Raw genomic sequence first — 24292 nt, forward strand, 5'->3', positions numbered from 1 at the left:
CTGGCATTACCGTTCCAATCGCATCCTGAGCTGGCTGCCGAACTCGCATCCGCGCTAGTTCAGCCCGTCGCTTCCGCATTGCAATCGCTGCCTTCAGCGCGGCGATGTTCTTGTCCAGCTGGTCCATCAGCGGCGGATCGACGGCGAAGCCTGCTGCGTCGAACGCCGCATGCGGATCTCAATGCGCCGGCGTCGCTGATCGTCACCGCGAGCGGATCCATCGGCCACCTTATCGACGGGAACGATCATCTGCGCCCCCGAAAGCGGGAGGATCGCGACGTTCCGCAGGCGTGGATCGGATCGAAGCACATGGACCACCGCAACGGCCCGAGCCATGGCCAAGCCAGCGTTGTCGGTGGAACGCAGGCCAGAGATCGGAGAGCGTCCCACGGATGCCGCGATGAGTGAAGAGTCCAGATTGCTGCTCCCAGACATCGGCACTTCATCGGTATGGCCGATCACCTCGACGACATCGACGTCGTAGTCCGCCACGCTCTTTGCGAGCATCGGGATGACCTCGCCCCGCAGGTTGTGGTCGAACTCGGGACGCAGCGTTGCCTTGCCGCTGTCGAAGAAATACCCGCCCGCCTCGCTCAGGCTGAAAAACGGCGGCCATTGCCCCTTGCGGCCCTTCGACGACGCCGCGACAACCTCCTTCACGAACTTCTCCGGGTCCTTCACGCCGCTAGCCTTGGCGGCCTCGCGCACTTGTCGCCCGACTTCCGCGTCCGCCATCAGGTTAGCCGCCCCGTCCTTGGCGCCCGCTGCCTCCACCTGACGCCGTGCTTCGATGGCGCGCTTCAGTTCCTTGAAGTACTCGTCGGAATTCTTGGCCTCTGGATAAGCACGCTGAAGCTCCTCCACGAGCCGGGATGCCCCGCCATTGTCCAGCGCCTGAATGCGCGCGTCGCGATTCTGCAATGCGGCAGCCAACGCCATGAGCAGCACGAAGAGCAGTAAGATCATGATCTCGGCCATCGTGAGGCCGAGGACTAGTCCGCGACGATAGGACTTGTCCTGTCGCAGATCGAGTTGCTGATCGCTCACGCGTCGGAGGCCTGGACGCGGTTGACCAGCGTACCCGTCATCTCGACCAGCGCCTTGTGAACCTTGCCGACGTTCTCACGCGACCGTCCGAGATCCTGCTCAAGAGCGGCGTTGTGTCGGTCGAGCATCGCGGTGCTTTCCTCCGCGCGGCGCGAGAGGTCCTCGACGAACCTCTCTTGGGCGCGAGCGATCGTAGCGAATTGATCCTCCATCGCCTCGGCCGCCTTCGCGAAAGCCTCAGCGGTGCGTTTCGCGGTGTTCGCCGGAACTTCCTTAACCTCTTCCAGACGCATGTTGACATTGGTGTCGAAGCGGGTCGCCGTCTCGTCGAAGCTCTTCACCTGTGTCGCCATGTCGGCGACCGCCTGCCGGAGATCGCTGCCAGCTTGAACCAACGACGTCTGGGTTCCTGCCAATTCCACTGCGCGGGCCGACAGTTCACCCAGATTTTTCTGCGTGCTTTCCGCAGCGCTTTCCAAGGTCATCAAGCTTGCTCCGATCGCCTTCGTCGAGCGCTCGATACCGGACATAGCCTCGGAATGCTTCTCGATTCCGGTGATGACCTTGTCGGTTGCCGTGGACAGCCGGCGCGATCGTGCCACCGCCTCGTTCGCCTGCTGCGTGACGGTTGCCGTCGCGGCCGACGACATCATCGACAGCGCGTCCGTCGCTGACATCGAAACGGATCTGATCGCCTCGCTGGCCGCCGCAGCGGTTTCGCTCATCGACTTGGTTGCATCTCCCTGCACGGCGTTGAGCGCTTCCACTACCTGGCCACGCAGTTCCTCGAGCGCTTGGCGGGTCTCATGGCCATAATCGCTCATGCTGACCGTGATCGATTGAAGCTCCGCCTTCAAGCGGCCTGCCGCGTCCGCGAGCTCAATGCGGGCGGTGTCCTCGGTCTGAACCAGATCGACCCGCGTCTGGTTGAAGAAGACGCGCAGGACGAGGCCCATGATTGTGGTGGCGAGCGCGATCCCGAAGCCCTGGACGACGGTAGTGGCCGTTGTCGCGGGGTCAAAAAAGAAGATGGCATAGGCCAGGCTGATCAGCGTGTAGATCAGCCCGAGGTAGTAGCAGTTGTCGCCAGCCTGATCCGCGCGCAGCCGACCCGTCCCCGACGTTTGCACGATGAAGGCATAGGCCACCATCGCCCCCGCTGCGAACGCCGCCACCGGAATGGCAGACAGGCCGATCGACTTGGCGATAAGGATCGCAGCGCCCCCGCCGAAAGCGAACAGCAGGAACCCCCACCGATCGATCCAGCTCCGGTCTTCAAGCACATCCCGCTGAAATTCCGCCCCCTCGCTCATCGTCACCCGCTCACATTGTAGATACGTCGCACATCGCCACCCTCGGCACCGATAATGCGCTCCCAAAGATCGGCGAGCGAACGCGGCTGCGTCGTGGCTGCATCAGACCGCTCCAGCATCCAGAGTTCCACTTCGACGCCGCGAAGATCGGTTCGAAGCCGTCTGAAAACGGCGCTATCGGTAAAGGTCTTTGGCTCGGGAAGTCCACGATAGAAGCTAACGTCCGCTGTATTCTGAAGAAGGTCAGAGGCCACGACCAGCCGCTTCGGCAGCTTTTCCTGCCCCGGCTTCTGGAGTTCGGTCAGCGCCACCGACTGGATGCTCTCCAGGATCGGCGACTGTTCAGCACCTGTCGCGCTGTCGAGCCGCTTGAAGGCCGCAGTCAGAGGTGCATCGAAGCCTTCATCCCATTGCTTCTGGACCGACGCGGGATCGCCGGTCGCCGAATTAACGTCATCCGCCGTTCCTGGATTGCACCGCGTGATCACCGGTGCCAACAGGCGGTCCGCCGTAGCATCGACCTTGGCGACGATCAGCTTCCCGTAACGCGGTATTGAGTTCTTCAGCTTGGTGAGCTGGTTATCGAAATCCTGCCGCTGTGCCATGTTCATGGGGTCGGTGACATCGACCAGCAGTACGGTGACGCTGTCCGGCGTCGTCGGACACAGCTGATCGTCAAGCGACCGGCGAGACGATGCCGCCCAGAAGTATATCCCGCCCACCAAGAGCACGACGGCGACAACGAATACGATCTTCAGCGTCGCCATACGTCTTTCAGACAACGCGCGCTGTGCAGCTGCGGAGCTACCACGATCGCGCCTACGAACACGATCGCGACCCCTAGCCATCGCCCATCTTCCTCTTCAGTTCGTCCAAGGGTTCGAAGCTCTCGATCGCTTCGTCGAAGGCCGCTGAGATCTGAGACACCGTCGCCTCAAGATCTTGCTCTGCGGCGTCGATTGCGGAACGAGGGATGTCCTCTCCCGGCGCGATCGGAAGAGGTTCGTGGGACAGCTTCCAGGATTGATCGAAACGGGACGGAGCCGGCGTCGAGCGAGCAGCCCGGTTCGCCGCGCGGTACTCCTGAAGCAGCGCGTTCGCAGTGGATTCTAGCTGTTCAGCGTATTCCTCATAGCGGCGGCGGAACGCGTCACGCGCCGACATAATCTGCTGCCGTTGCGTAAGCTGCCGCCCGAGCTCCATGCGGATGTCGGTGGCTTCCCCGATGGCGTCATCGCGGATGTCCAGCAACTCGTCTGTCGCCGCTTTCACATCCGCGACATAATCCTCGCACCGCTTAGCGTGCCGGCGCCAGACGGGTCCGTAGCCCGGATAGGGATCATCCATCTTGTAAGCCGCGATCGCGGCACCGAAGGCAAATATAAGGCCGGCCAGGAGGAGGCCGTAGGAATAGATGCTCTCCAGTCCAGAACCAAGCATCCCTAGCGCCGCCGCCTCCGGATTGGCCATGCCGAGCGACTTCGCGTCGCGATAGTGGCCGGCCATGAGGTTCCAGCCTACGGTCAGGAAAAGCCACACGGCACTGCCGATCCAACCCAGAACCCGCACACTCGTCTCACGGTGATTGATCTTCGGCCAGACGTGCCGCCCCACGGCGGCCGCGAAGCCGACGTTGATCGCACCGACCACAGCGGCCGCTATTACACCACCCAGCCAGCCCATGCTGTCGCCAAGACGCAGAAACATGGAGTTGGCGATCGTCTCCAGCAGCCAAAATATCATCATCGAGCCGACGGTCGCACTCGCAGGAGGAACGTCATGGGCGGGACGCCGCAGTCCGTTGTCATTGCGGAAGTCGCGCAATTCTTCGTAGCTGTCCCGAATCGCATCCCGGCTCGGGGTCAGCTTTCCACGGCGATTGACCACCTCGGTCTTAAACTCGCCCACCGCAACGCTGGCCTGTGTCCGTATCGAACTGAGGTTGGCGATCAGCGCCAAGCCGCTCAGACGGGAATCGTACGTGCGGATGCTGTTGGCGGCATCGATCTGGGCCCGCTTGAAATGATCCCGGATCCTCGCCTCGATGTCGGCTTCGACCACATCGGCCGCCTGCATCGACGAGTCGGGAAGTTCAAGCGACCCTTGCTCGGTACCTCGCTCGCGCAGGCGCAGCTCGCTTGCCAGCGCGTCCCTATCCAGTTGGATGAACGGATCGTCCATCGGAGCGCGCAACTGCTCGCCCCGATCGAAGTATCCCCGCATTTTAGACCATGCCCCCATGAGTTGACCACTAGCCGGGGAGACGACGCGAATCCAAGTGACATTCGTCGGACTCACGCAATTTTGTTAGTTGAATGCTCTGCAGGCCAGGTACCGCACTGGCGCGATCCCCTCTCGCGGATCAGATGGCCGTATCAATACTCAACTTAGACAGCCAAGGTTTCCACTTGCCCGAACCCAGTGGAATTCATTGGCCAACGATTCGGGAGGGTTACCAGATCGGATGCAAGTTTTCTCCAGAGGCTCTGCCGCAGGGGCGCTTAAATTTTATCAGCAGACCACGGAAATACTTAAATATCATCTTTACCGGTCAACCATATGGTAGCGCGCGGATCCATGCTGATTCGCTCCAGATCATACCGGCCGAGCATCTGGGCCCGTCTCCTCCTCGTCGGCGACTGGAAAGTCACGCTCAATGGTTCGTACCGCGACCAAATCAATGTAAAGACGGCGAGCGAGGAAATCATCCGATGCCTCGACCTCACGTCGGTCTCTACCACCAAGGCTCTGCTTTGGCACACGGTCGAGCTGCGATCTAAGACCCGCACGATCAGTCTGTCAGGCCTTACCGCAAAAGGCGCCGCGGAAGCGGCCGCCGGCATCCTAAGCTTCGTCAATCACCATCTGGCCGATCTGATATCCGCCGATAAGGACCGGCTTCTAGACGTCGATCAGGCGATCCGCCGGATGACCGAGACAAGCCGCCAATATCTGGCACAAGCCGATGTCAGCCGCGCGATCGCGGACGTCCCAGGCAACGCATCTCGAGCCCTCTCGCACCCGTTATTCACCGCAAGACTGATTCCCGCGGCCTTACGTTCCTTCCTCCCGACGTCCTTCGCCCTCCTTACGGATCCAGCTGTCCGAGCGAAGTACAATGACGACTTCGTGACCCAAGAGTTGGCGGGCATGAAGACCTTTTTCGACGATCTTGGCGGGGTCTCTCTTTCCGATCAGCAGCGCGAGGCATGCATCCGCCTAGAGGATAGCAACCTTCTCGTGGCGGCGGCAGGGTCGGGCAAGTCCGCGACCATGGTTGGAAAGGTGGGATACGCGCTCGCCAAGGGCCTGTACGCACCGGAGGATATCCTGGTCTTGGCCTTCAACCGCAAGGCTGCGGAAGAACTGGAAGAGCGCATAGCTCGTCAACAGGGTCTAGAAAAGGATGCGCTGGGCGCGCGCGTCACCACATTTCACGCCCTCGGACGTGGCATCATACAGGAGGTTGAAGGAAGACCGCCCCAACTCGCCAATTGGATCGAGCATCCAGCAGGAGAAGCGCGGGTCATCAGCGAGATCGTCGATCACCTCGTCGATACGGACGAGGAATTCCGGAATCTCTGGGTCGATCTGCTCACGCTGCAGGCGAAAGCCGATCTGGCGCCGGCAGACTTTGACACGGCAGAAGACTATCGCCGCTACATCGCCGACCGGGTCACCACGGACGGAGATATGGTCGGAACCCTGTCGCAAATTTTCGTCCGTTCGCTGCAGGAGCAGCGGATCGCCAACTGGCTGTGGATCCATTCCATTGACTTTGAATACGAACGGCAAATCGGGCTGCCGCAGAAGGACGGCACGATCCGGCACGTCGAGCCCGACTTCTACTATCCACTGACCGGCACCTACCACGAGCACTTCGCGATAAACGCTGACGGGACGTCGCCATTCGAGAACTATGTCCACCATACGGCCCTGAAGCGCGCTGGGTATCAGCGGGCTGGAATAGACATCTTCGAGACGACGTCAGCCCAAGCGACTGACGGCTCGCTGTTGAGCCGGCTCGAAGCCGAACTCGTCAGGCGCAAGGTGCCGCTCCAGCGGAAGACCACCGAGGAGATCCTGAAAGCTGTCCAACCGGTCGTGATCACCCACTATCACAAGGTTATCGGCATATGCATCAAGCATATCAGATCGAGTCGTCTCACGCTCAATATGCTTCTGGAAAAGGCCAAGACCCTCAAGGATCAGCGGCGGGCCACGAGTTTCGCAAAGGCGGTTTGGGCCATCACGCAGGCCTATTCAGGCAGGCTCGAGCAGGAAGGCCGCATCGACTTCGATTCGATGATCGGAGACGCTGTCCGCCTCGTCGAGACCGGGCGATATCAGAGCCCCTACTCCCTCATTCTCGTCGATGAGTTTCAGGACATATCTGAACCCCGAGCGAACCTCATCAAAGCGCTCAAGCATCAGAAGGCTTTCAGCAAGGTGTTCGCCGTGGGCGACGATTGGCAGTCGATCTATCGGTTCGCTGGATCCGACATCACCATGTTCACCCAGTTCGAGGCGAATTTCGGCACATCCTGGCAGGGTCGGCTCGAGCAGACCTATCGTTGCAATCAGCTTATAGCGGATGCATCCGCGACCTTCGTGCAGAAGAACCCTGCACAGATCACAAAAACCGTTCGTTCCAGCCGACCGGCCATCCCGAAATCGATCCGCGCCATTCCGATCACCGTCAAGAGAGGCAAGCCCAGCTTCCAGGAAGCGTGCTTCGAACTTCTCAAACGCCTTGACGGCTTCCTTCATGGGATCGCCGACCAGTGGCGCACACAGGATCGTCAAAGGCTGAAGGTCTTGGTGCTATGGCGCTACAATCACCTTGACCCGTTCCATGGTCACCGCCCGACCTATACGAACATCGATGTTGCTGGCCTGTCTTTCCATCGCTCCAAAGGGCTCGAGGCGGACTATACGATCCTTCTCGATGTCAGCGAGGGAGATTATGGAGTTCCAAGTCGCATCGAGGATGACGAACTCCTCAACTTGGTCATCCCGCGGCCCGAGACGTTTCCGTATGCGGAGGAGCGCCGACTCTTCTACGTCGCGATGACTCGGGCTAGCCGAGGATCATACCTTCTTTATAATAGCCGTGATCCATCCCGCTACATCCGTGAGATGCAGGAAATCGTAGGCTCGGACCTGCGGTTCGAAACCATAAAAGGGCGCGAAATCCGCATGTGCCCAAAATGCATGTCTGGACAGATGGTTGAGCGATCGGGGCCGAATGATTCCAAATTCCTGGGTTGCAGTCGCTATCCGAATTGCACCCACACCATCGATATGCCCGTGCCGCAGTCCACCGCTGGTGGGAATGCACGGATAGCAAGCAGACGGTGAGGTCCGAATGCTGATCGGCATCATCCGTCAGGACCGGACGTTTGCTTAAGCTGGGATGGACGACCAACTCTTGTCGCGAGCCGACGCCGCGCAAACGGCAGCCATCCCCCCAGCCCGGCTTCGAACATGACATTGGCCTATCGGCCAACTGGAGCCGATCAGCAGCCTGACTGCACCGCGCCAAAGCGAGCCGTTCCTCTGGCTAGGAGCTTCTCCCAAAACTTTCCGTCTCGGAATTTGGCGCGGGTCGCCCGAAGGGCCGGGACTGAGACTTAGCCGTTCGTGACCCTGTGGCCTATTCCACCGGTCTCTCTACCATCCTGGTGGCAGACGCCACAGGGGGTCGGATGGCGTCGACGTTGAACGCTGCACATGCGAACTCGCGATGCGCAGGGGCAGACCGCCGGAATTTTTATCGATCATCTGCGCTTGCAAGATCGGCATCTCGCCGGCTAAATCGATGATGTTTCTTGGATTTTGGCGTCCCAAAAAGACGATGACTGATGGATCTACGACCTTGCAGACGGTTGCGGCATTGGCTTCCGCAGTCGCGGCTATCGCCTCCTTATGGGTGGCGAAAAACACCTTTTCTTTCCAAAGAAATTCGCTGCTGAAGGCTGCCAACATAGAGCAAATTGTTAAGCTCTTGCAGCAACTTTACTATTTTAAATCGCTCGCGGGTCGGCCTGTGCTTGGCGCCGCGGACGGAGAGGTGACCCGGCTCGGAAAAAGGATTGCAGAGATAAAGCATAGTGTTCTTGTGCTCGAAGGTATGGTGTCCGCGAGAGCCTGCGCGGATGTGAAAGAGGTCCATGGCATCGTGCATGAACTGCGTGAGGACAGCATCTTTTCTACTGAGAAGAACGAACCGAATGCATCGCTCAATAAACTGTTGGATAAGGCGATAGATTTGCTGCAACGCGTTTATCGTGCCGAGATGAAATAACGATGAAGAAATGTTCCTTACCTATTCTATTTTTAGTCCACTGCATGTGCGAAATTGTCACGCGCCGGTGCAATAACCAGATCATAATAAAAATATCAAATAGTCCTATGGAATAAATTCATGTCGAGTATTAGTTTCCTCAAAATCGCCAATTGGACAAAAATCGTAACAGCCGCGGGGATTCTGAGCGGACTTGCTGGCTGTGGCGAGATCAACGCCAGTGTGGATGACGATTTTGCACCTGTCTTCTGGCAAAAGAAGGATGACTTTACGGAGATGGACGCCTACTATCTCGACGCCAAAGTTTGGATCGACCGAGAAAGTGGTCAATTTCTTGCGTTGCAATTCCAGTGCTTCAGGCATTCCGGAGCGCAGCTCTCAATCGACCAAAATCTGATTGTAAACTCCAATGTCGATCCGGCCATCTCCAGTGGCTCAGCGCGGTATCTGGATGCTGTCTTGTTCAAGTCTGGAGGGCAGGCTCCTCAGGTTTACCGTCATGGCCCTGATGGAAGAGTGCTTTCAACCTTCCAAGATGCTACGCTCGACCTTGGATACCTACTTAGCCGTGATGAAAATGACAACTATCGCAGCGTTCAACTTCGTTTCGTTTACGGTGCATCACCTCTCACTGCGCAAATCGGCGACGTAGGTGCGCTCTCCCGCGCAGATTCTGTTGATTTCGACCTATCTACGGCCAACCCAGAGACTGGGAAATTTCTTCGTGCTTGCGCACCTGTCAAGAACTGGGTCCCACCTGATCAGCGGAGCGAGTGAGGTTTGGCACAGCTACCTATGGTTGCAGCTAGTCCAGGCCACGCGCGCGAACGGTAGCTATCGCCACATCCCAGTTCTCAACCGGACATTCGCCTATCGGCCCGAACCGGGCAGCCACCCTGCGCCCCAAGGATCATCGTGCGCAATCTAATGAAAACTTTTAACCCGCATTATCGCTGGTCGGCATTTTGCGGGTTAAACGCCTTCTTCTCGTAGACGGCAAGGATCGCCCGCCCATCCCAGACATAGCACAGATGCCGCTCTTGCCGACAATTGGTCAGCAGTCGGGGGCGGAACACTGCGGCGCATTCCCCGCTCGGATGACGCACGCTCTGATAGGCGATGCCGTCCGACCCTTGGCTGCGCAGCTCGATTGCACGCACCTGACCGGCGACATAGCTGTCTGCGGCGTAAAGGTCAGGCTGCGCCTCGCGTAGATCCCGGATGTCATGCAGTTCTGCGTCGAGATCTACCGCATATACCCGCATGTCCAGATCCTGCGCCGGTTCCCGAGTGAGCGCCATGAACCGCGCGCGGTGATGGCTGGTTTCGGCGATCGCGGTCTCGATCTCTCTGGCTGCATAAAATAAGCCGAAGCTGCCATCGGAAAAGCGGCTTCCGTCTGGATTGAGATGGGTGAAGGCGGCCATGATGACAGAGGTCCCTGGCCCCGATACGCGATCCTCCGGCGGCACGAGTGCAAGGTCACCGACCTCCTCGCGCAGGCGGTCGTTGGTCATCGCCTCAATCGCGTAGACCGCTTCAAGATCGGAGGGATGGGTGACGTCCTCGAACAGCGATATGGGGGGGAAGCGGCTTGCGATAATCCGGTAGCATGGGTGCCAGCGCACACGCGCCTTCGGAATGGCATCCATTATCCGCGCTGCGCGTCGATATATTGGCGCACGACATAAAGATCAGCGACATTGCCCGAAGTCATCCGTTCGATCGCTGGACGTCCGGCGAACAGCGGCGCATCGTTGGGTTTGCGTACCCATTCGTCGGCGGTGCGAGGCAGGAGTATTTTGAGCCCCTTGTAGATACCCAGCACATAGGAAATTCTTTCGAGCGCGTCCTTGGGAATGGCTGCGATGGCGCCGCGTTTCCAGGTCTGAAAAGTGGAGCGGTTATCGAGTCCGAGCAGCTTCATCTGCTCGGCCTCCTTGAGGCCCCAGACATCGGCAATGCGGAAGAAGGTGCGCAGCGCCGGACCGGTCAGGTCCTTACGGCTGCGCGCTTTGGCTTGGGCTCCGGAATGGGCAGCAGTGGCCATTTGCGATCTCCTTCTCTCGAGGACTATGTATGATATGTGTACTTCATGTCAATAATGGATCATTTATCATACAGAAGATGTTTGACCAGGTTTGATCCTCCGCGACGGCAGCGCGCGGCGTCCATGTTGCCACTTGGCGGGCGGGCCGCACATCGTCGTTGACGAAGGAGCAGCCGTGAAAACGTTTGTGCTACGGAAGTCATCAGTCCGATTTCATAAGCAATCTTGGATAACAGATGCCTTTGGTAATCGTTTTCGTATCGCGCTAAGTGTTTTACATGAACGAAGACATAGCCGACGATCGGTCGAAGCTGGGGCATATGTGGCTGCGGTCGGCGTTCGCGCCGCAAAGTCCGCCGCCCCAAACCGAAAGCTACCTTGTATCGGGTGCGCGGCGCACCGGAGTGATCGCTGGTCGCGCTGTCGAGTTCTACCCGCGCTCCTATGCAACCGGTGGCAATGTCATTGCCAACCTGCGCTTTGCCCTGCGCTATGAACCCCTGGATCTGGGCGTGCTGGCCGCAACTTTCGCTGCCATCGACGCCGAGGTCGTCGCGGCATGGGTGCGCTCCGAGCCGAGCGGCAGCTACGCGCGGCGCGCCTGGTTCTTCTATGAGTATCTGACCGGCGAACGCCTCGACGTGCCCGACGCCGCAGTCGGCAATTATGTCGAGGCGCTCGATCCGCAGAAGCATGTCACGGGGGCAAGGCGGAACTCGTCCCGGCACCGCGTTATCGATAATCTGCTCGGCACGCCGGACCTGTGCCCCACGGTGCGCCGCACGGCGAAGCTGGAAGGCCAGATCGGCGTCCGTATCGATGCCGAGGCACGGGCGATCATCGAACGCTATGACCCGGCTTTGCTCGCCCGCGCGGTGTGGCATCTCTTCACCAAGGAGACGCGCGCGTCCTTCGCGATCGAGGGAGAGACGCCCAGTCCGGATCGGACCGAGCGGTTCGTCGCGGCGCTGCGCGCCGCCGCCAGCTTTGACACGGGCGACAAGGAACCGATTGTTCGGCTGCAAAACGCGATCGTCGATCGCCGCTATGCCGCGACCGACTGGCGCAGCTTTCAGAATTTCGTCGGCGAGACGACCGCTGATTTCCGCGAGGAGGTGCATTTCATCTGCCCCCGACCTGAAGACGTTCCCTCGCTGATGATGGGCTGGATGGCGCTGACGGCGCGGATGCTCGCTGACGAAATCGAGCCTGTCGTGGCAGCGGCAGTCGCGGCCTTCGCCTTCGTCTTCATTCACCCGTTCGAGGACGGCAACGGTCGCATCCACCGCTTCATCGTTCATCATGTGCTGAGCAAGACAGGTTTCAGCCCAGAGAGCATGATCTTCCCTGTGTCGGCCGCCATCGTCCGAGATCGGCGCAGCTATGACGCGGTGCTGGAGAGCTTCTCAAGACCCCTGTTAAGCGCGATCGATTGGGGCTGGACCAGCGAGCGCGAGATCGCGGTCCGCAGCGACAGTGCGCTGTTCTATCGCTTCTTCGACGCCACCTCTGTCGCCGAATATCTCTATGACCGCGTGGTCGATACCGTCCGTACGGATTTGCGCGAAGAACTAAGCTTCTTGGCGATGTTTGACCGCGCAATGGAAAGGGTGCGCGCAATCGTCGATATGCCGGACCGCCGCGCCGCATTGCTGATCCGCCTGATGCTTCAGAACGGCGGACGTCTTTCCAATAGCAAGCGCCGTCAGTTCGACGAATTGACCGATGCCGAGATCGCCGAGATGGAGCAGGCGGTGCAGCGGGCGCTGGCGGACGTGGTGGGCATATGAGGGCGATATCGATCTGAGACGATTAGATATCTGGCAGCCGATCGAATTTGCCTACGGGAAAGTTGAAGCCTTGGCCGCATCGGGGGCCATTGTTTAACGGTGAGCTACCAGTGTGATTTCCTTATACTTGGAGCGAACATTCTGGGCACGCGATGATCGGCCGGCGGGAACGACCAGAGTTGGGACATAACAGCCGTTCTTGAGCACCATCGCGAGCGGCGGGTTTCGGCTGAAGCGGCAGTTCGCGGGGCCGCGCTGCTCAGCCGGGATCCAGCAAGCCTAGCCGTTTGCGCATAGTTAGGTCTGAAGTGGCCGGGGACTCGTCGCGGCCCTCTTCAAGCCAATCGGCCAAATCGCACTGGCGAAAATCAAACTGTATTTTGGGTTTAAGATGACCCTGCGCGCTCACTCTCTCTGTGCGTGTGCAGCATCTTCCGCAATCAGGCGTCGGGAGCGAACAATCAAGTCGACCCAATCGGCGAAGGCCGTGGCGAGACTCAACACAACCTGCTTGAGCGGCCCGTCCGTCAGGCAGCCCTCGTCATCGAATTTGTCATCCGTGACGCCACCCAGATAGGCTTCGGGCTGCTGCATCATCGGCATGTTGAGAAACACGCAAGCCTGGCGCAGTTGGTGATTGGCCCCGAAGCCGCCGATTGCGCCTGGCGACGCGCTGATGATAGCGGCCGGCTTCTTGTCCCACACGCTTTGGCCGTAGGGGCGTGAGCCGACATCGATCGCGTTCTTCAGGACGCCGGGCACGCCGCGATTATATTCCGGCGTGCAGAACAGCACCCATCGGCAGCCGCGACCCGCTCACGGAACCGCGCATATTCGGCCGGCGGCGCGGCTTCCTCATCTTGATTGAACGGCGCCAGCGCCCAGATTTCGATAATCTCGCAGTCGAGCTTGTCGCTCGCGAGGCTGCAGATCGAGCGCGCGATTTTTCGGTTGATGCTGCCCTTGCGCAGACTGCCTACCAGGATCGCGATTTTATGGCGGGTCGGGGTGTCTGCCACGGTGCTGGTCCTTGGAATTGAGAGTGCCTACGAACGCCATTGAACGAACTAGATGTTGGTTTGATCCGCCGGGACATCGGCGGGAAGGTCAGCGGTGCCTTCGGCCTCGCAGGGCAAATCCAGCCTGGGTCCGACATTGTAACTGGTCATCGAAAGCGAGCCGAGCGAATAGCCCTGAATCAGCGACTGCGACCAGCCCTCCGCCGCCGCGATGCCCGCGGTGTAGAGCAGCGGGATGTAGTGATCCGGTGTCGGCACGGCCTTCGCATAATCGGGATGTTCGCTCAGCTTGAGCATCTTCGACGGATCGTCGGCCATCTGCGCCCGGACTGCTTCGTCGAAGCGCTGCGCCCAGTCGGCGCCTGCTGTGGGCTGGTCCCAATCCACGAGCCGCAGATTGTGAACGACGTTGCCGCTCGACAGAATGAGCACGCCCTGATCGCGAAGCGGCGACAATCGCGCACCCAACGCCAGATGATAGTCGAACGGCTTCAACGCATTGATCGAGAGCTGAAGGACGGGCACGTCGGCGTGCGGGTAGAGATGGGCGAGGACGCTCCACGTCCCGTGATCAAGCCCCCATTGATCCTGATCGAGTCCCGCCCAATCCGGCTTGATCGCCTCCACTACCTCTGCTGCGACGTCCGGCGCGCCGATAGCGGGATATTCGAAGTCAACCAGCGGCTGAGGAAAGCCGTAGAAATCGTGGATCGTGCGGGGACGCGCCATCGCTGTCACTGCGGTCGAGCCAATGTACCAGTGCGCCGAGACGACGAGGATCGCGCGTGGTTTCGGCAATGCGGTGCCGAGCGCACGCCACGCACGGGTGAAGCCGTTGAGCTCCAGGGTGTTCATCGGGCTGCCATGTCCGATGAACAGCGCAGGCATTCGTTCCATGGTCTGCTCCTCAGTTGCGCTGATAATCGCCGTCGATCGGGAGCACCTGACCCGAAATCGACTTGGCAGCGTCGGAGGCCAGGAACACCGCCAGCGCAGCGATGTCGGCGGGATCGACCAGATATTTGAGCGACTGATTTGCCATGGCAATCCGCTTCACTTCGTCGAGTGATTGGCCGGTCGCATCGGCACGGCCCTTGAACACGCGCTGGATGCGGTCGCCGTCGATGGCGCCGGGCGCGATCGCGTTCACCCGAATATTATGCTCGCCCAGTTCCATTGACAGGGTCTTTGTGAAGCCGATCAGGCCCATTGGCTGGTCGCATAGGGGCTGCGGTCGGGATAGCCGAACCGGCCACCCGCCGAAGACATGTTGATGATCACGCCGTTTCCCGACCGGATAAGGTGCGGGATGGCGAGCCGCGTCACGTTGAACGTCCCTGTGAGATTGACCGCGAGAACCTGTTCCCAAGCATCGGGGTCAAGCGCGTGCACCGGCGCGGTGGGGCCGCCGATGCCCGCATTGTTCACCAGCACGTCGATGCCGCCTAGCGCGTCCGCTGCCTGCTCCACCATCGCCTCGACCGACGCGCGGTCGCCGACATTGCATGAGCCGGTAAGCAGTCCCGGCAGCCCGGCTCGCGCCTCTTCGAGCGCCGGCTCATTTATGTCGCAGGTGTAGACCCTCGCCCCGGACGCGATAAGCGCTGCCGCTATCGCGCGGCCAATACCAGATGCGCGTGCGGTGATGACGACTCTTGCTGGCATGGCATGCTCCGCGACCAAGCGTCGCATATAGCACGGCTGGCGCATTACGACAGCAATGTCGATAACCGACGACAGCTCTTAGCGGTGCGGCCTTGCGCGCGGAATGGCCAAAGAGAGGGCGCATTGCCGATCGGCTGCTTACGGAATTTAAATGGCCGGTTTTGTCAGGAGCAGACGTACGGTGCCTTGCCCCCGAGCGACCGACATTTGGTCGCCAGGCGCCTGGGGACCTTCCTCTCCTTTGTACTGGCGAACGTTCTTCAGATGGCCAATCCGGCCATTGGAGAATGATCATGGAGATGCCTGAAACTGAACCCACCACCACCAAACGCCCCGTCTGGAATGCGGGAAGAACCGTCGGCGCGAAACGCGCGCTGAAACCGAAGCAAATTTGGGAGATCCGATTCTACCTCAATCAGCGCCGCCGCTTGCGAGATCGGGCACTATTTGACCTGGCGATCGACAGCAAACTTCGGGGCTGCGATTTGGTGCAGATGAAGATCGGCGACATCGTCAGTGGCGGACAGATCCGAACGCGTGCGATCGTCATGCAGCAGAAAACAGGTCGACCCGTTCAGTTCGAACTGCTCCCCGACGCACGGGCTAGCCTGCTGGCTTGGCTCGATCGGCGGGGCGGCACGGTGGACGATTATGTCTTTCCCAGCCGGGTTGACCATAACGGGCATCTTAGCACCCGCCAGTACGCCCGGCTTGTCGATGAATGGGTGACAGGGGTCGGTCTGATGCGAAGCGACTATGGCACGCATTCACTTCGGCGAACGAAGGCATCGATCATCTACAGGGCAACCGGCAACCTTCGTGCGGTCCAGATCCTTCTCGGTCATAGCAAGATTGAGAATACGGTGCGCTATCTCGGGATTGACGTGGAAGATGCGCTTGCCCTAGCCGAGAATACTGAAATTTGACCAATCGGCTCCTCGCCTTCGGCGAGGGGCCAACTTCGCGGCACTTTGGGACTTGACTGCCGTACCCAGCGAACGGCTTGAATGGCGGGTTTCCTATAAGCCAGCCATTCGTGATCCGCGAAACATTGACCGGGGAATGACGAGGATTGGCCGAATTCCAGAATGGCGGCTCAGCATTTGACCCGCGCGGTAAGCTGCCGTTCTTGGCAAAAATAGCCCGACTGTCACGGGGACAGTCGAGCTAGGAGAAGTCTCAGTGGCCATAGAGGCCTGAGCCTTCGGGTCGCAGGCGGGATCCTACCAACTCTGCGGTTCAACGTCATACCCCGATCAGGGTAGGTTCGCTCATATTCAGCATGTGCCGGCTCCCCCGATCAGCCCTTTCCATTATGTTCGAAGCATCTCCCCGAACATCGTCACCAATTCGATTTCTCGCGTGATGCTCAGCTTGGCAAAGATGGACTTGAGTTGAGCCCTGACTGTTTGCACGCTTGTCCTGCGGGCAGCAGCGATCTCGTCTCGGGTCTCGCCTCGGGCGAGCGCCAAAGCAACGTCAATTTCGGCGGTGGAAAGGCCAAATGCCATACGCAGGATCGTTGGAGCGGCGCAGTGCCAGCGGCGGCCAGAACGCACGATGACAAGCAACTGCGAACCGAAGCTCAGGCGCAGCGGCTGCGCGGGAAGCCGGCAGATATCGACCACCATTGGCATTTTCTTACCGTCGCCGCGGAACATAAGGGTTTCGAACGCCACCGGCTGACGATGGAGCCGCGTAATTGCGTGTAATAGCGCGGCTTCGTCGCTCGGATGAGGAAGGCCAAGCTTCCCTTCCACCAGCCGAAAATGACCGGCGGAAAGCAGAGCCGCAGCCTCGCTGGTGTTGCCCTTCACCTGGCCTGCATCGCTGCAAATGAAAATAGGCAAGCCCACATGTTCCAGCGCGCCGTTCAAGAGAGTGGGGCCACGGTCTTCCAACGCGAGTTGCACCTTGACGGCCATACGCACATGGGGCGCTATAGCGGCAAAAAGAGCCCGCGTGTCGGCGTCGGTTTTGCCATCCTTGCGACTACGATTAACGGCAAGCCCGATAAAGCTACCACCCTCGTCCAGCAGCTTTGTCTGACAGCCATCCAGAATGTCATAGGCATCGCACATTTCCCGGTAGAGATCGAAACCGGAACTCCGTCCCACGGCTTGATAATCTGCTTCACTCCGAATGACGAAGGCCGGATCGGTCAGCGAAGCACGCACGCGGACATTGATGGCAGGATCACCTCGCTCCTGCTCGACAAAGTGCGCTATGCGATCCTGATCGATATCATTGATCCAGTTGAACGGAACCTCCCCAGGAACAAAGCCGACTAGCTGGCCGTGAGTACCGCCAGTCATCTCTGCCATGGCCTTCAGAGCGCCGAGCCACTCACTCCCATCGATGGCAGCCAGCGAGAAGCGCTCGCCCAACGCCCAGATCTTTTCATCCACCCTGTTTCATTCCTGTACCGCGACCCGGTCAGAACATCCTACTTTCATTGGTCGCGGAGTATCGTGCATGCCCCGGACGACATCGGATTTAGGCAGGTAAGGTCGGAAACACAATATTTTAGCTGGCGCGCGGAAATACCCTAATCGGGGGATGCGGCCGAATGCACGGTTGGACTAGATCGCCTTGATATTCGTCTGGAGGGGGTTTCCATGATCGGCCGTAATTCTGTGCGTTCGCCTATTCGTCTTGGACTTGGTATCGGCGTGAGCGTGCTCGCGCTCGGAGCAAGCGGGGCGTTTGCGCAGCAGGCTCCGTCAACGATCTGCCCCGACGGTAGCGCTGGCCCCCTCTGCATCATCAGCAATGCCGGCTCAACCGGACCGATCAGCGGAACGCTCGGCACCGCCATCGTCGTGAACAATAGCGGCACGATTTCAGGGGATCCGGCCATCGCCGCAGGCCAGGCGGTCGTCCTTTCGGTAAACAACGCGAGCGGGGGCGTCATCGGTGGCGGGGCCAACGCCATCATCTCCCCTGCCCGCACTGGCATCCCACTGCTCAGCTTCAACGTAACGAACGCTGGCACGATCAACGGCGATGTTTCCTATGTCGAACCCACCCCGTTTGCTCCCCAGAATCCGCTGCCGGGAGCCCTCTATTATTACATTTCCGACGGCGGGACGCTGAACGGCAATCTGCAGCTGGGCACTGCTCTTAGTACCGCCAACTTCATTCAGCGCGGCGCGGATGACGGCGTGACTGGCACGATCACGGCGGGCGGCGGTATCGACATCTACACGCGCAGCTACAGCCAGTCGCAATCGCTTGAGCTTGGCGCGAGAGCGCTGCCAGCGACCTTCGAGATCGAGGGGTTCGAGGCACGGGGCGACGCTACCACGCTCACGCTGACCGGACAGGGAAGCTCGATCACCCTGATGGGCGACGGCCATGTCGTGAATAATGGGACGATCAGCCTCCTCAACACCGCCGGTTTGTATCCGCAGGGCGTGACCATCGTTCCGGCAGCGATCGGCTACTATCAGCAGCGGTTCGCGACTTTCCAGCGTTCCAACGTGCAGCCCGGCACCCTTCCGCTCTATACGCCCGGCTATGGTGACGCTCTGACCAGCTTCATCAATGAAGGCACCGTCAACGGAGACATCCGGATTGCGTCCGCGACCTTCGTTAATAATGACGAGATCAACCTGACCACCGGCGGTATCGGTTCGGTCATCACGACATCGGCTGGCGAAGACTTTGTCTTTGAAAATACCGGAACGATCGAGATGACGTTCAACGGCCTACGTTCCTTCACCACCGATATCGAGCGCGGGTTCGACGACGGCGTGAACGCGGCAGTCCGCATCCGTCAGGCGCTGGAAACCACCGCGACAGCAGGGGTGACGATCGAGAATAGCGGCAGCATCGTTGGCGGCCTGGACGCCAATGTGGCGGCAAATGCCTTCACCTTCACCAATAGCGGCTCGATCGCTGGCATCGACGCCAACGGTTATTTCCAGCGCGGACTGACGCTGAAGGTTGGCGAACTCGACCTTGTCCTGCCCAATGCCAATGACGAGTTCAACGCCGATACGGCCACATTCATCAACACCGCCGATGGTGAAATTCGCGATGGCTTTTACGCTGGCGCAGCAACCCAGAACATGCAGTTCGAAAACCATGGACTGATCGCTGCCTCGGCGCGCGAAGGGGGCACCGCACTCGTCATCGAAACCGGCCTTTTGCAGGATGATGGTCCGGAAGATGTCGATGTCATCGACATTCCCGCCCAGAGCTTTGCGTTCACGAACAGCGGAACAATCGATGGCGCTGCCGAGGTCAACGTCGCAAATCGCGTCGCGACCTTCGCCAATAGCGGCTCTGTGACGCGGACCGAGCTTCCCATCAATCAAGGCAACCCGCCGACATATGGTGGCGTTGCCGCGTTCGACGTGGAATCGGAAACGGACGAAAGCCAATCCATCACCTTCAACAATAGCGGCAGCATCATCGGGCAAGACCGTGGCGGTTCCGGCCTGGTCCTTGAAGTGGAAGCTGGCGATGGCGACGAGCCGGGCATTCCCACGGCGGATGCCACCATCAGCTTGGTCAACAGCGGCGCTATCAAGGCCACCGGCGGCGCAACCTTCACGCCGGGTCAGTTCATCGGCCTGGGCCAGGGGACGGCCTATGTGTCACAAATCGCCGCCCTGGGCGTGGACGTGGAAAGCTCAGGCGCAGGCGTCGTAAATATCCAGAATCTCGAAGGCGGTGTAATCCAGGCCGGTGGCGGTCTCACCGCTGTCGTGGCTGGGTCGCCTCCGGGAACGACGCAGCCGGTTTGGGTTTACAGCCCGATCGCCAACACCGAAGCGGCTCACACGGTTGCGGTTGCAGTCGCAGCCAAGGCGGTGAACATCGTCAACAGCGGCACCATTCAGGGCGGCGCCGGAACCAATTACTTCCCCAACACGCCGGTCATCGACAACGCGATCGGTCAGCCCAACGGCTATCTGGCGGGCGCAATCCACACCAGTGGCGATCAGCTCGAAGATGACAGCGGCTTCCTGCCCTCGACCGATCATGTGACGAACACCGCAACGGGCGTCATCATCGGATCGATCGATCTCAACGCGGGCGACGATCGCATCGACAATGCCGGTCAGATCAGCGGCGACATCTACATGCGCGAGGGCAATGACACTGTCGTCAATACCGGGACCATCAGCGGGACGGTGCAGATGGGAGACGGCAATGACAGCTTCACCCACGTACTCGCTTCGGCTGTGCTGAATGGAACGGTCGATGGCGGCGCAGGAGAGGACACGCTCGCCTTCGATATTACCGGCACGACCTACACCGGATCCATCGATCCGGCGCTGCGGCAGTTGTTCGCCAGCTTCGAGGTTGAGAAGATCATCGGCACCGGTCAGGTCGTCGTCCAGCAAACGGTTCAGGTTTCCAGCGGCGGCGGGCTGAACCTCACCGAAGGATCAAGCATCATTGTCGCCCCAGGCGAGACGGCAATCAACGGCGGCACGGAAAGCGTCACCGTATCCAACAGCGGCGAAGTGGTCGGCAACGTCGATCTTGGCGGCGGCAACAATGTGCTCACCAATACAGCGGGCGGGACGATCACCGGAAACATCGTTGCCGGAAGCGGCTCGGACAGCCTGATCAATAGCGGCGCCATCTCCGGCAACGTGGATCTGGGCGGGGGCGCCGACACGCTGACGATCGGCTCCGGCGCTGACTTTGACGGCACGGTGACCGCTGGCGAGGGCGTCGACGTTCTCGCATTCAATACCGGCAGTACCTATGCCGAGCAGACGACGATCGACGGATCCAGCTTCACCGGCTTTGAGCAGGTCAACAACAGCGCGGGCGTCAACAGCTTCACCGGCAATCTGAGCGTCGAGGCAGTGAACGTCACCGGCGGCCGCCTGATCGGCCAGGCCGGATCAACCCTGACCGGGTCGGTAGATGTCACCAGCGGCGGCACCTTCGGTACGGCAGGTACGGTCAGCGGCGACGTCACCATTGGCACGGGCGGCACACTTTCGCCGGGCGCATCGCCGGGCATCATGACGATCAACGGCAATTTGAGGATCGCTGACGGTACGACCACGACCTTCGAGTTTGTGCCGGTCGGCCAGAGCGACCAGATCGTGGTCAACGGCGGTGCGGTGACGATCGGTAACAATACCACCGTCAACCTGACGGGCTCACTCACCCCCGGCGCTTCCCGGGATCTGATCGTCGTCAATGGCGGCGGCGGCATTACGGGCGATTTCGACATCGTCAATCGTGATCCCGGCATCGTCGGCGTGCTGCGTAACAACGGTACGGTGTTGCAGCTGCTTGGCACGTTCGTCGCGCCCACCGGGACCACCACACAGACGGACGCAGCGATCGACTATGTCAACGATCTCCTGATTGCCGGCACTGCCAGCACAGCACTGGTCAATGCCGTTCCCACGCTGTTGAGTGGCAGCACCGCAAATGCAGCGGCGTTTGGCCAGTTGACGCCTGAAGCCTATGCCAGCGCGTCGCAACTTGGCGTCGAACAGGGGCTGGCGATCGCGAGGGCCGGACGCGCTGGCCTTGCGATCACGACGCGGGAAACAGCGGGCCTCTTCAGCTTCGCGCAAGGGCTGGGTGATTGGCGCACGCTGAAGGGAGATGGGGCGATTGGCACATCCTCGGCGAAGAGCCACAGCTATGGCGTCGTAGGCGGCATCGGCTTCGGCAGCGCAAACGCTTCTGTCGCGGCATTTGTCGGATATATCGACAGCCGGCAAACGATCGCTGGCAGGGGCGCGCGCACAAACTCCGACGGCATGGTCGCGGGCGTATCTGGCCACTTCATGAGCCGCGGCTTCGACGGCACGGTAACGGTCGCCTATGACTGGAGCGAAGCCAACACCCGCCGCAGCGTGCCTGGCGCGACCGCGCGCTCAGGCGATTACCGCCTGCGTAGCCTCGTGCTCGATGGCACGGTGGGTTACAGCTTTCCCATGGGCGCGTGGGCAATCCGGCCCGAAGCCGGTGTGACCCATATCTCCACGCGCCGGGGCGCGACAAGAGAGACAGGCAGCACCGCCTTCGCGCTGACGGTTGATCGGGCAAAGACTGATGCGACCTTCATCGATGGCGGCATCAAGCTGAAAGGCGGCATGGGCGAGGGTGCGATGTTCCATCCCTGGGCGTCGCTTGGCGTACGTCACCAGCTGGAAGGCGAACGGTTCGCTGCTCGTGCGGGCTTCGTCGGCAACACCGAACGCTTCACCGTGCTCGGAGCCGGCCGCAAGCAAACAATGGCGACGGCCGGAGCTGGCGCTAGCTACGATCTCAGTGCGGGCCTCAGCCTGTACGGCGCCTATCAGGGCGAGTTCGGGGGCGGCCACAGCCACAACGTCAACGTCGGCGTGCGTTTCGAATTCTGATGTGACAGCCGGCATCCTTAAAGCCGCTTAAACGATAGGGCCGCTGGGGGTGAAACCGGCGGCCCTATTTTTGTGGAAGGACCGAACTTCACTTCAACGTCGAACGGCAATCAGCACGCCCCCGCGACCGCCGAACGCCTGCTAAGCTATATGTGTGACCTATAGCAATGGCTCGAATACGAGTAGACCATCACTGTTGCCGTTGCCGCGACCTTTTCTTGTTCCCTGAATGACCCGCTTCTCGACCCGCACTCTTGATCCGGGAATGTCAGGGAGTGGCGCGTACCTGCTCGACCGCTGTTTCGCCCTACGATGACCGGTTCCAGCGTGAGCCGACATTCCTGGGGCTTCACCGGACCGGCTTGAGTTGGTCGACACCCCCCGGTTCCACCTCCGGCTTTTGGGACATTCCCGACGTTCGCACGCACCGTATCAAACGACGGCTCTCTTCAGAAGCTGACGTTCAACGTTCACCCGGCTGGCATATCAGAAGGACAGAACCTGGCCGAAAACCGGAACGGCGGCTTAGGAAAGAATAACAGGGTTTAGCTGCCATCGGCAGAACGTTTGGAGCCGTAAGTCACGCCAATCCTAGTCGAGTTTTGAGGTGGGCGGCAGATGGAAGTCTTGTCCTTTCCCGATATGATGAGCTGGCCGCCAAGACGCAGCTGTTAGGGGCTGGCCGCCCGGGCATGCATGAGAATTGGCAAACTGTCACGGCAGCCGCATCGCCTTGCTCATGCCTCCTGGATGGCCGACAAACGCCAATCGCTCCGTCCGTCCCTGACAAAGGTCCAAAGCTCGGTCGTCGTAGTCGGATGATCAGGGTCGCCCTTCACCACTGCGCCGCTGTTGCGATCGCGCATGACGTCGATGCTCTGGTACCTCATCGCGATGGTGGCGTAGTCCGTCCCATCTTCCGTCCAGGCCTCGGCAACGTCCGCGTCGAGCAGTTCAGTTCTGGACACCTCGTTGCGCTGGCCGCGGGTCGCGTTCTGGCTCATTTCCTCGGCCAGATAAGACATGATTTCCGGCGTCGTGCATGCGCGCAACCGGGCATAGTCTTCACGACCAAAGGCATCCTGCACCTCCGTGAGTAGACGTTCAAAGCTCTGCTGGTCACTTGTGGTGATGGCGATCTCCCACGACACGGAAGCTGCTGGAGCGGTCGGGGGGGCAGCCCCGCCGAACCCGCCCTGCGATGTTCCCGTAAACGCGTTGGTCGTAAACCCGGAGGGCGCCATCGCTCCGGCCGCAGCCATCGCAGGCCGGCGACGGAACAGTTTGAATGCGAACCATGCCAGGCCAGCCAGCAAGGCGATCTGCAGCAAGGCCATGAGCATGCCGCTGCCGTTCAAGGCGCCAAAACCATTGCCGAGCAGCATGCCGAGCAGACCGCCCGCGATAAGGCCGCCGATCAGGCCTTTCGCGAGACCGCCAAATCGGTTCGGCGAATTCGGCGCCGGACGCGCAGCTGCGGCGCTGTTCTGTGCAGGAGCCTGGTTCTGCGTCGTCGTCCGCTGCACTGCCGGCGCCTGATTGGGCGCGGTCTTCGTGGCAGGGGGCGCAACAGCTGTGCGCGAGCCCCGGCTGCCGAAACTGCCGCCACGCCGTGCGTCGGCAGGGCTGGCCACCATGACAGCGACCGCCAAGCTCATCGCGATCGCGCCGGCGTTGCGATATTTAGTTCCAATCATTGGGGATCCTTCTGGCCATAAACCAAGTTGCTCAAATGGGATCGACGTG

At 60.2% G+C, this 24292-nt stretch carries 16 protein-coding genes and 2 pseudogenes; 6 read left to right on the forward strand and 12 right to left on the reverse strand.

Features of this window, described 5'->3' with window-relative positions; translation table 11 throughout:
• Window positions 1–126: 126 nt before the first annotated feature.
• The 4 genes from VVT58_RS06530 to VVT58_RS06545 form a co-directional block, all read right to left on the reverse strand.
• Entirely contained in the window at window positions 127–1047 is a 921-nt protein-coding gene (locus tag VVT58_RS06530; protein ID WP_327753701.1) for a hypothetical protein, read from the reverse strand.
• Window positions 1044–2198, reverse strand: coding sequence for a hypothetical protein (locus VVT58_RS06535; protein WP_327753700.1), 1155 nt, complete (start codon window positions 2196–2198; stop codon window positions 1044–1046). The genes VVT58_RS06530 and VVT58_RS06535 overlap by 4 nt, the downstream gene beginning before the upstream one ends.
• Window positions 2199–2362: 164 nt before the next feature.
• Window positions 2363–3127, reverse strand: coding sequence for a hypothetical protein (locus VVT58_RS06540; protein WP_327753699.1), 765 nt, complete (start codon window positions 3125–3127; stop codon window positions 2363–2365).
• Window positions 3128–3200: 73 nt separating this feature from the next.
• Window positions 3201–4541: a hypothetical protein gene (locus tag VVT58_RS06545; protein ID WP_327753698.1), complete on the reverse strand. Its 1341-nt coding sequence runs from the start codon at window positions 4539–4541 to the stop codon at window positions 3201–3203.
• Window positions 4542–4937: 396 nt separating this feature from the next.
• On the opposite strand from VVT58_RS06545, the gene VVT58_RS06550 reads away from it, so the two are divergent.
• From VVT58_RS06550 to VVT58_RS06560, 3 genes are all read left to right on the forward strand, one after another.
• Complete coding sequence (locus tag VVT58_RS06550; protein ID WP_327753697.1) at window positions 4938–7721, forward strand: UvrD-helicase domain-containing protein; 2784 nt, start codon at window positions 4938–4940, stop codon at window positions 7719–7721.
• 385 nt (window positions 7722–8106) lie between these two features.
• The gene (locus tag VVT58_RS06555; protein WP_327753696.1) at window positions 8107–8667 is read left to right on the forward strand and encodes a hypothetical protein; all 561 of its coding nucleotides are present in this window, start codon (window positions 8107–8109) and stop codon (window positions 8665–8667) included.
• Between the two features lie 120 nt (window positions 8668–8787).
• Window positions 8788–9444 carry a hypothetical protein gene (locus tag VVT58_RS06560; RefSeq protein ID WP_327753695.1) on the forward strand — a complete coding sequence of 219 codons (657 nt, stop codon included), beginning with the start codon at window positions 8788–8790 and terminating at the stop codon, window positions 9442–9444.
• Between the two features lie 170 nt (window positions 9445–9614).
• Here VVT58_RS06560 and VVT58_RS06565 read toward each other — a convergent pair whose 3' ends face one another.
• Together VVT58_RS06565 and VVT58_RS06570 are read right to left on the reverse strand one after the other, a co-directional pair.
• Window positions 9615–10319: an RES family NAD+ phosphorylase gene (locus tag VVT58_RS06565; protein ID WP_327753694.1), complete on the reverse strand. Its 705-nt coding sequence runs from the start codon at window positions 10317–10319 to the stop codon at window positions 9615–9617.
• Window positions 10319–10717, reverse strand: coding sequence for an antitoxin Xre-like helix-turn-helix domain-containing protein (locus VVT58_RS06570; protein WP_327753693.1), 399 nt, complete (start codon window positions 10715–10717; stop codon window positions 10319–10321). Before VVT58_RS06570 ends, VVT58_RS06565 begins: the two co-directional genes overlap by 1 nt.
• Before the next feature lie 278 nt (window positions 10718–10995).
• Here VVT58_RS06570 and VVT58_RS06575 point away from each other — a divergent pair, with 278 nt between their 5' ends.
• A complete protein-coding gene (locus VVT58_RS06575; RefSeq protein WP_327753692.1) occupies window positions 10996–12507 on the forward strand; it encodes a Fic family protein in 1512 nt (503 codons plus the stop codon).
• Between the two features lie 405 nt (window positions 12508–12912).
• Here the strand turns inward: VVT58_RS06575 and VVT58_RS06580 are convergent.
• From VVT58_RS06580 to VVT58_RS06595, 4 genes and pseudogenes are all read right to left on the reverse strand, one after another.
• A pseudogene (locus VVT58_RS06580) lies at window positions 12913–13526 on the reverse strand (NADPH-dependent FMN reductase).
• Between the two features lie 48 nt (window positions 13527–13574).
• Entirely contained in the window at window positions 13575–14423 is an 849-nt protein-coding gene (ygiD, locus tag VVT58_RS06585) for a 4,5-DOPA dioxygenase extradiol (protein WP_327753691.1), read from the reverse strand.
• 10 nt (window positions 14424–14433) lie between these two features.
• Window positions 14434–14703, reverse strand: a complete 270-nt coding sequence (locus VVT58_RS06590; RefSeq protein WP_327753734.1) for an SDR family oxidoreductase — start codon at window positions 14701–14703, stop codon at window positions 14434–14436.
• Window positions 14686–15236: pseudogene (locus tag VVT58_RS06595) on the reverse strand (SDR family NAD(P)-dependent oxidoreductase); the annotation flags it as partial. The gene VVT58_RS06590 and the pseudogene VVT58_RS06595, both read right to left, overlap by 18 nt.
• Before the next feature lie 248 nt (window positions 15237–15484).
• Here VVT58_RS06595 and VVT58_RS06600 point away from each other — a divergent pair.
• Window positions 15485–16117, forward strand: a complete 633-nt coding sequence (locus VVT58_RS06600; RefSeq protein ID WP_119750059.1) for a tyrosine-type recombinase/integrase — start codon at window positions 15485–15487, stop codon at window positions 16115–16117.
• A gap of 387 nt (window positions 16118–16504) precedes the next feature.
• Here the strand turns inward: VVT58_RS06600 and VVT58_RS06605 are convergent, their stop codons facing one another.
• Window positions 16505–17599 (reverse strand): LuxR C-terminal-related transcriptional regulator, encoded by a 1095-nt coding sequence (locus VVT58_RS06605; RefSeq protein ID WP_327753690.1) that lies wholly within the window; start codon window positions 17597–17599, stop codon window positions 16505–16507.
• Between the two features lie 210 nt (window positions 17600–17809).
• On the opposite strand from VVT58_RS06605, the gene VVT58_RS06610 reads away from it, so the two are divergent.
• Window positions 17810–22546, forward strand: a complete 4737-nt coding sequence (locus tag VVT58_RS06610) for an autotransporter domain-containing protein (protein WP_327753689.1) — start codon at window positions 17810–17812, stop codon at window positions 22544–22546.
• A 737-nt stretch (window positions 22547–23283) separates the two neighbouring features.
• On the opposite strand, the gene VVT58_RS06615 is transcribed toward VVT58_RS06610, so the two are convergent.
• Window positions 23284–24243: a TIM44-like domain-containing protein gene (locus VVT58_RS06615; protein ID WP_327753688.1), complete on the reverse strand. Its 960-nt coding sequence runs from the start codon at window positions 24241–24243 to the stop codon at window positions 23284–23286.
• Window positions 24244–24292 lie beyond the last annotated feature (49 nt).

Source organism: Sphingobium sp. SJ10-10, assembly GCF_036038995.2.
Taxonomy (GTDB): domain Bacteria; phylum Pseudomonadota; class Alphaproteobacteria; order Sphingomonadales; family Sphingomonadaceae; genus Sphingobium.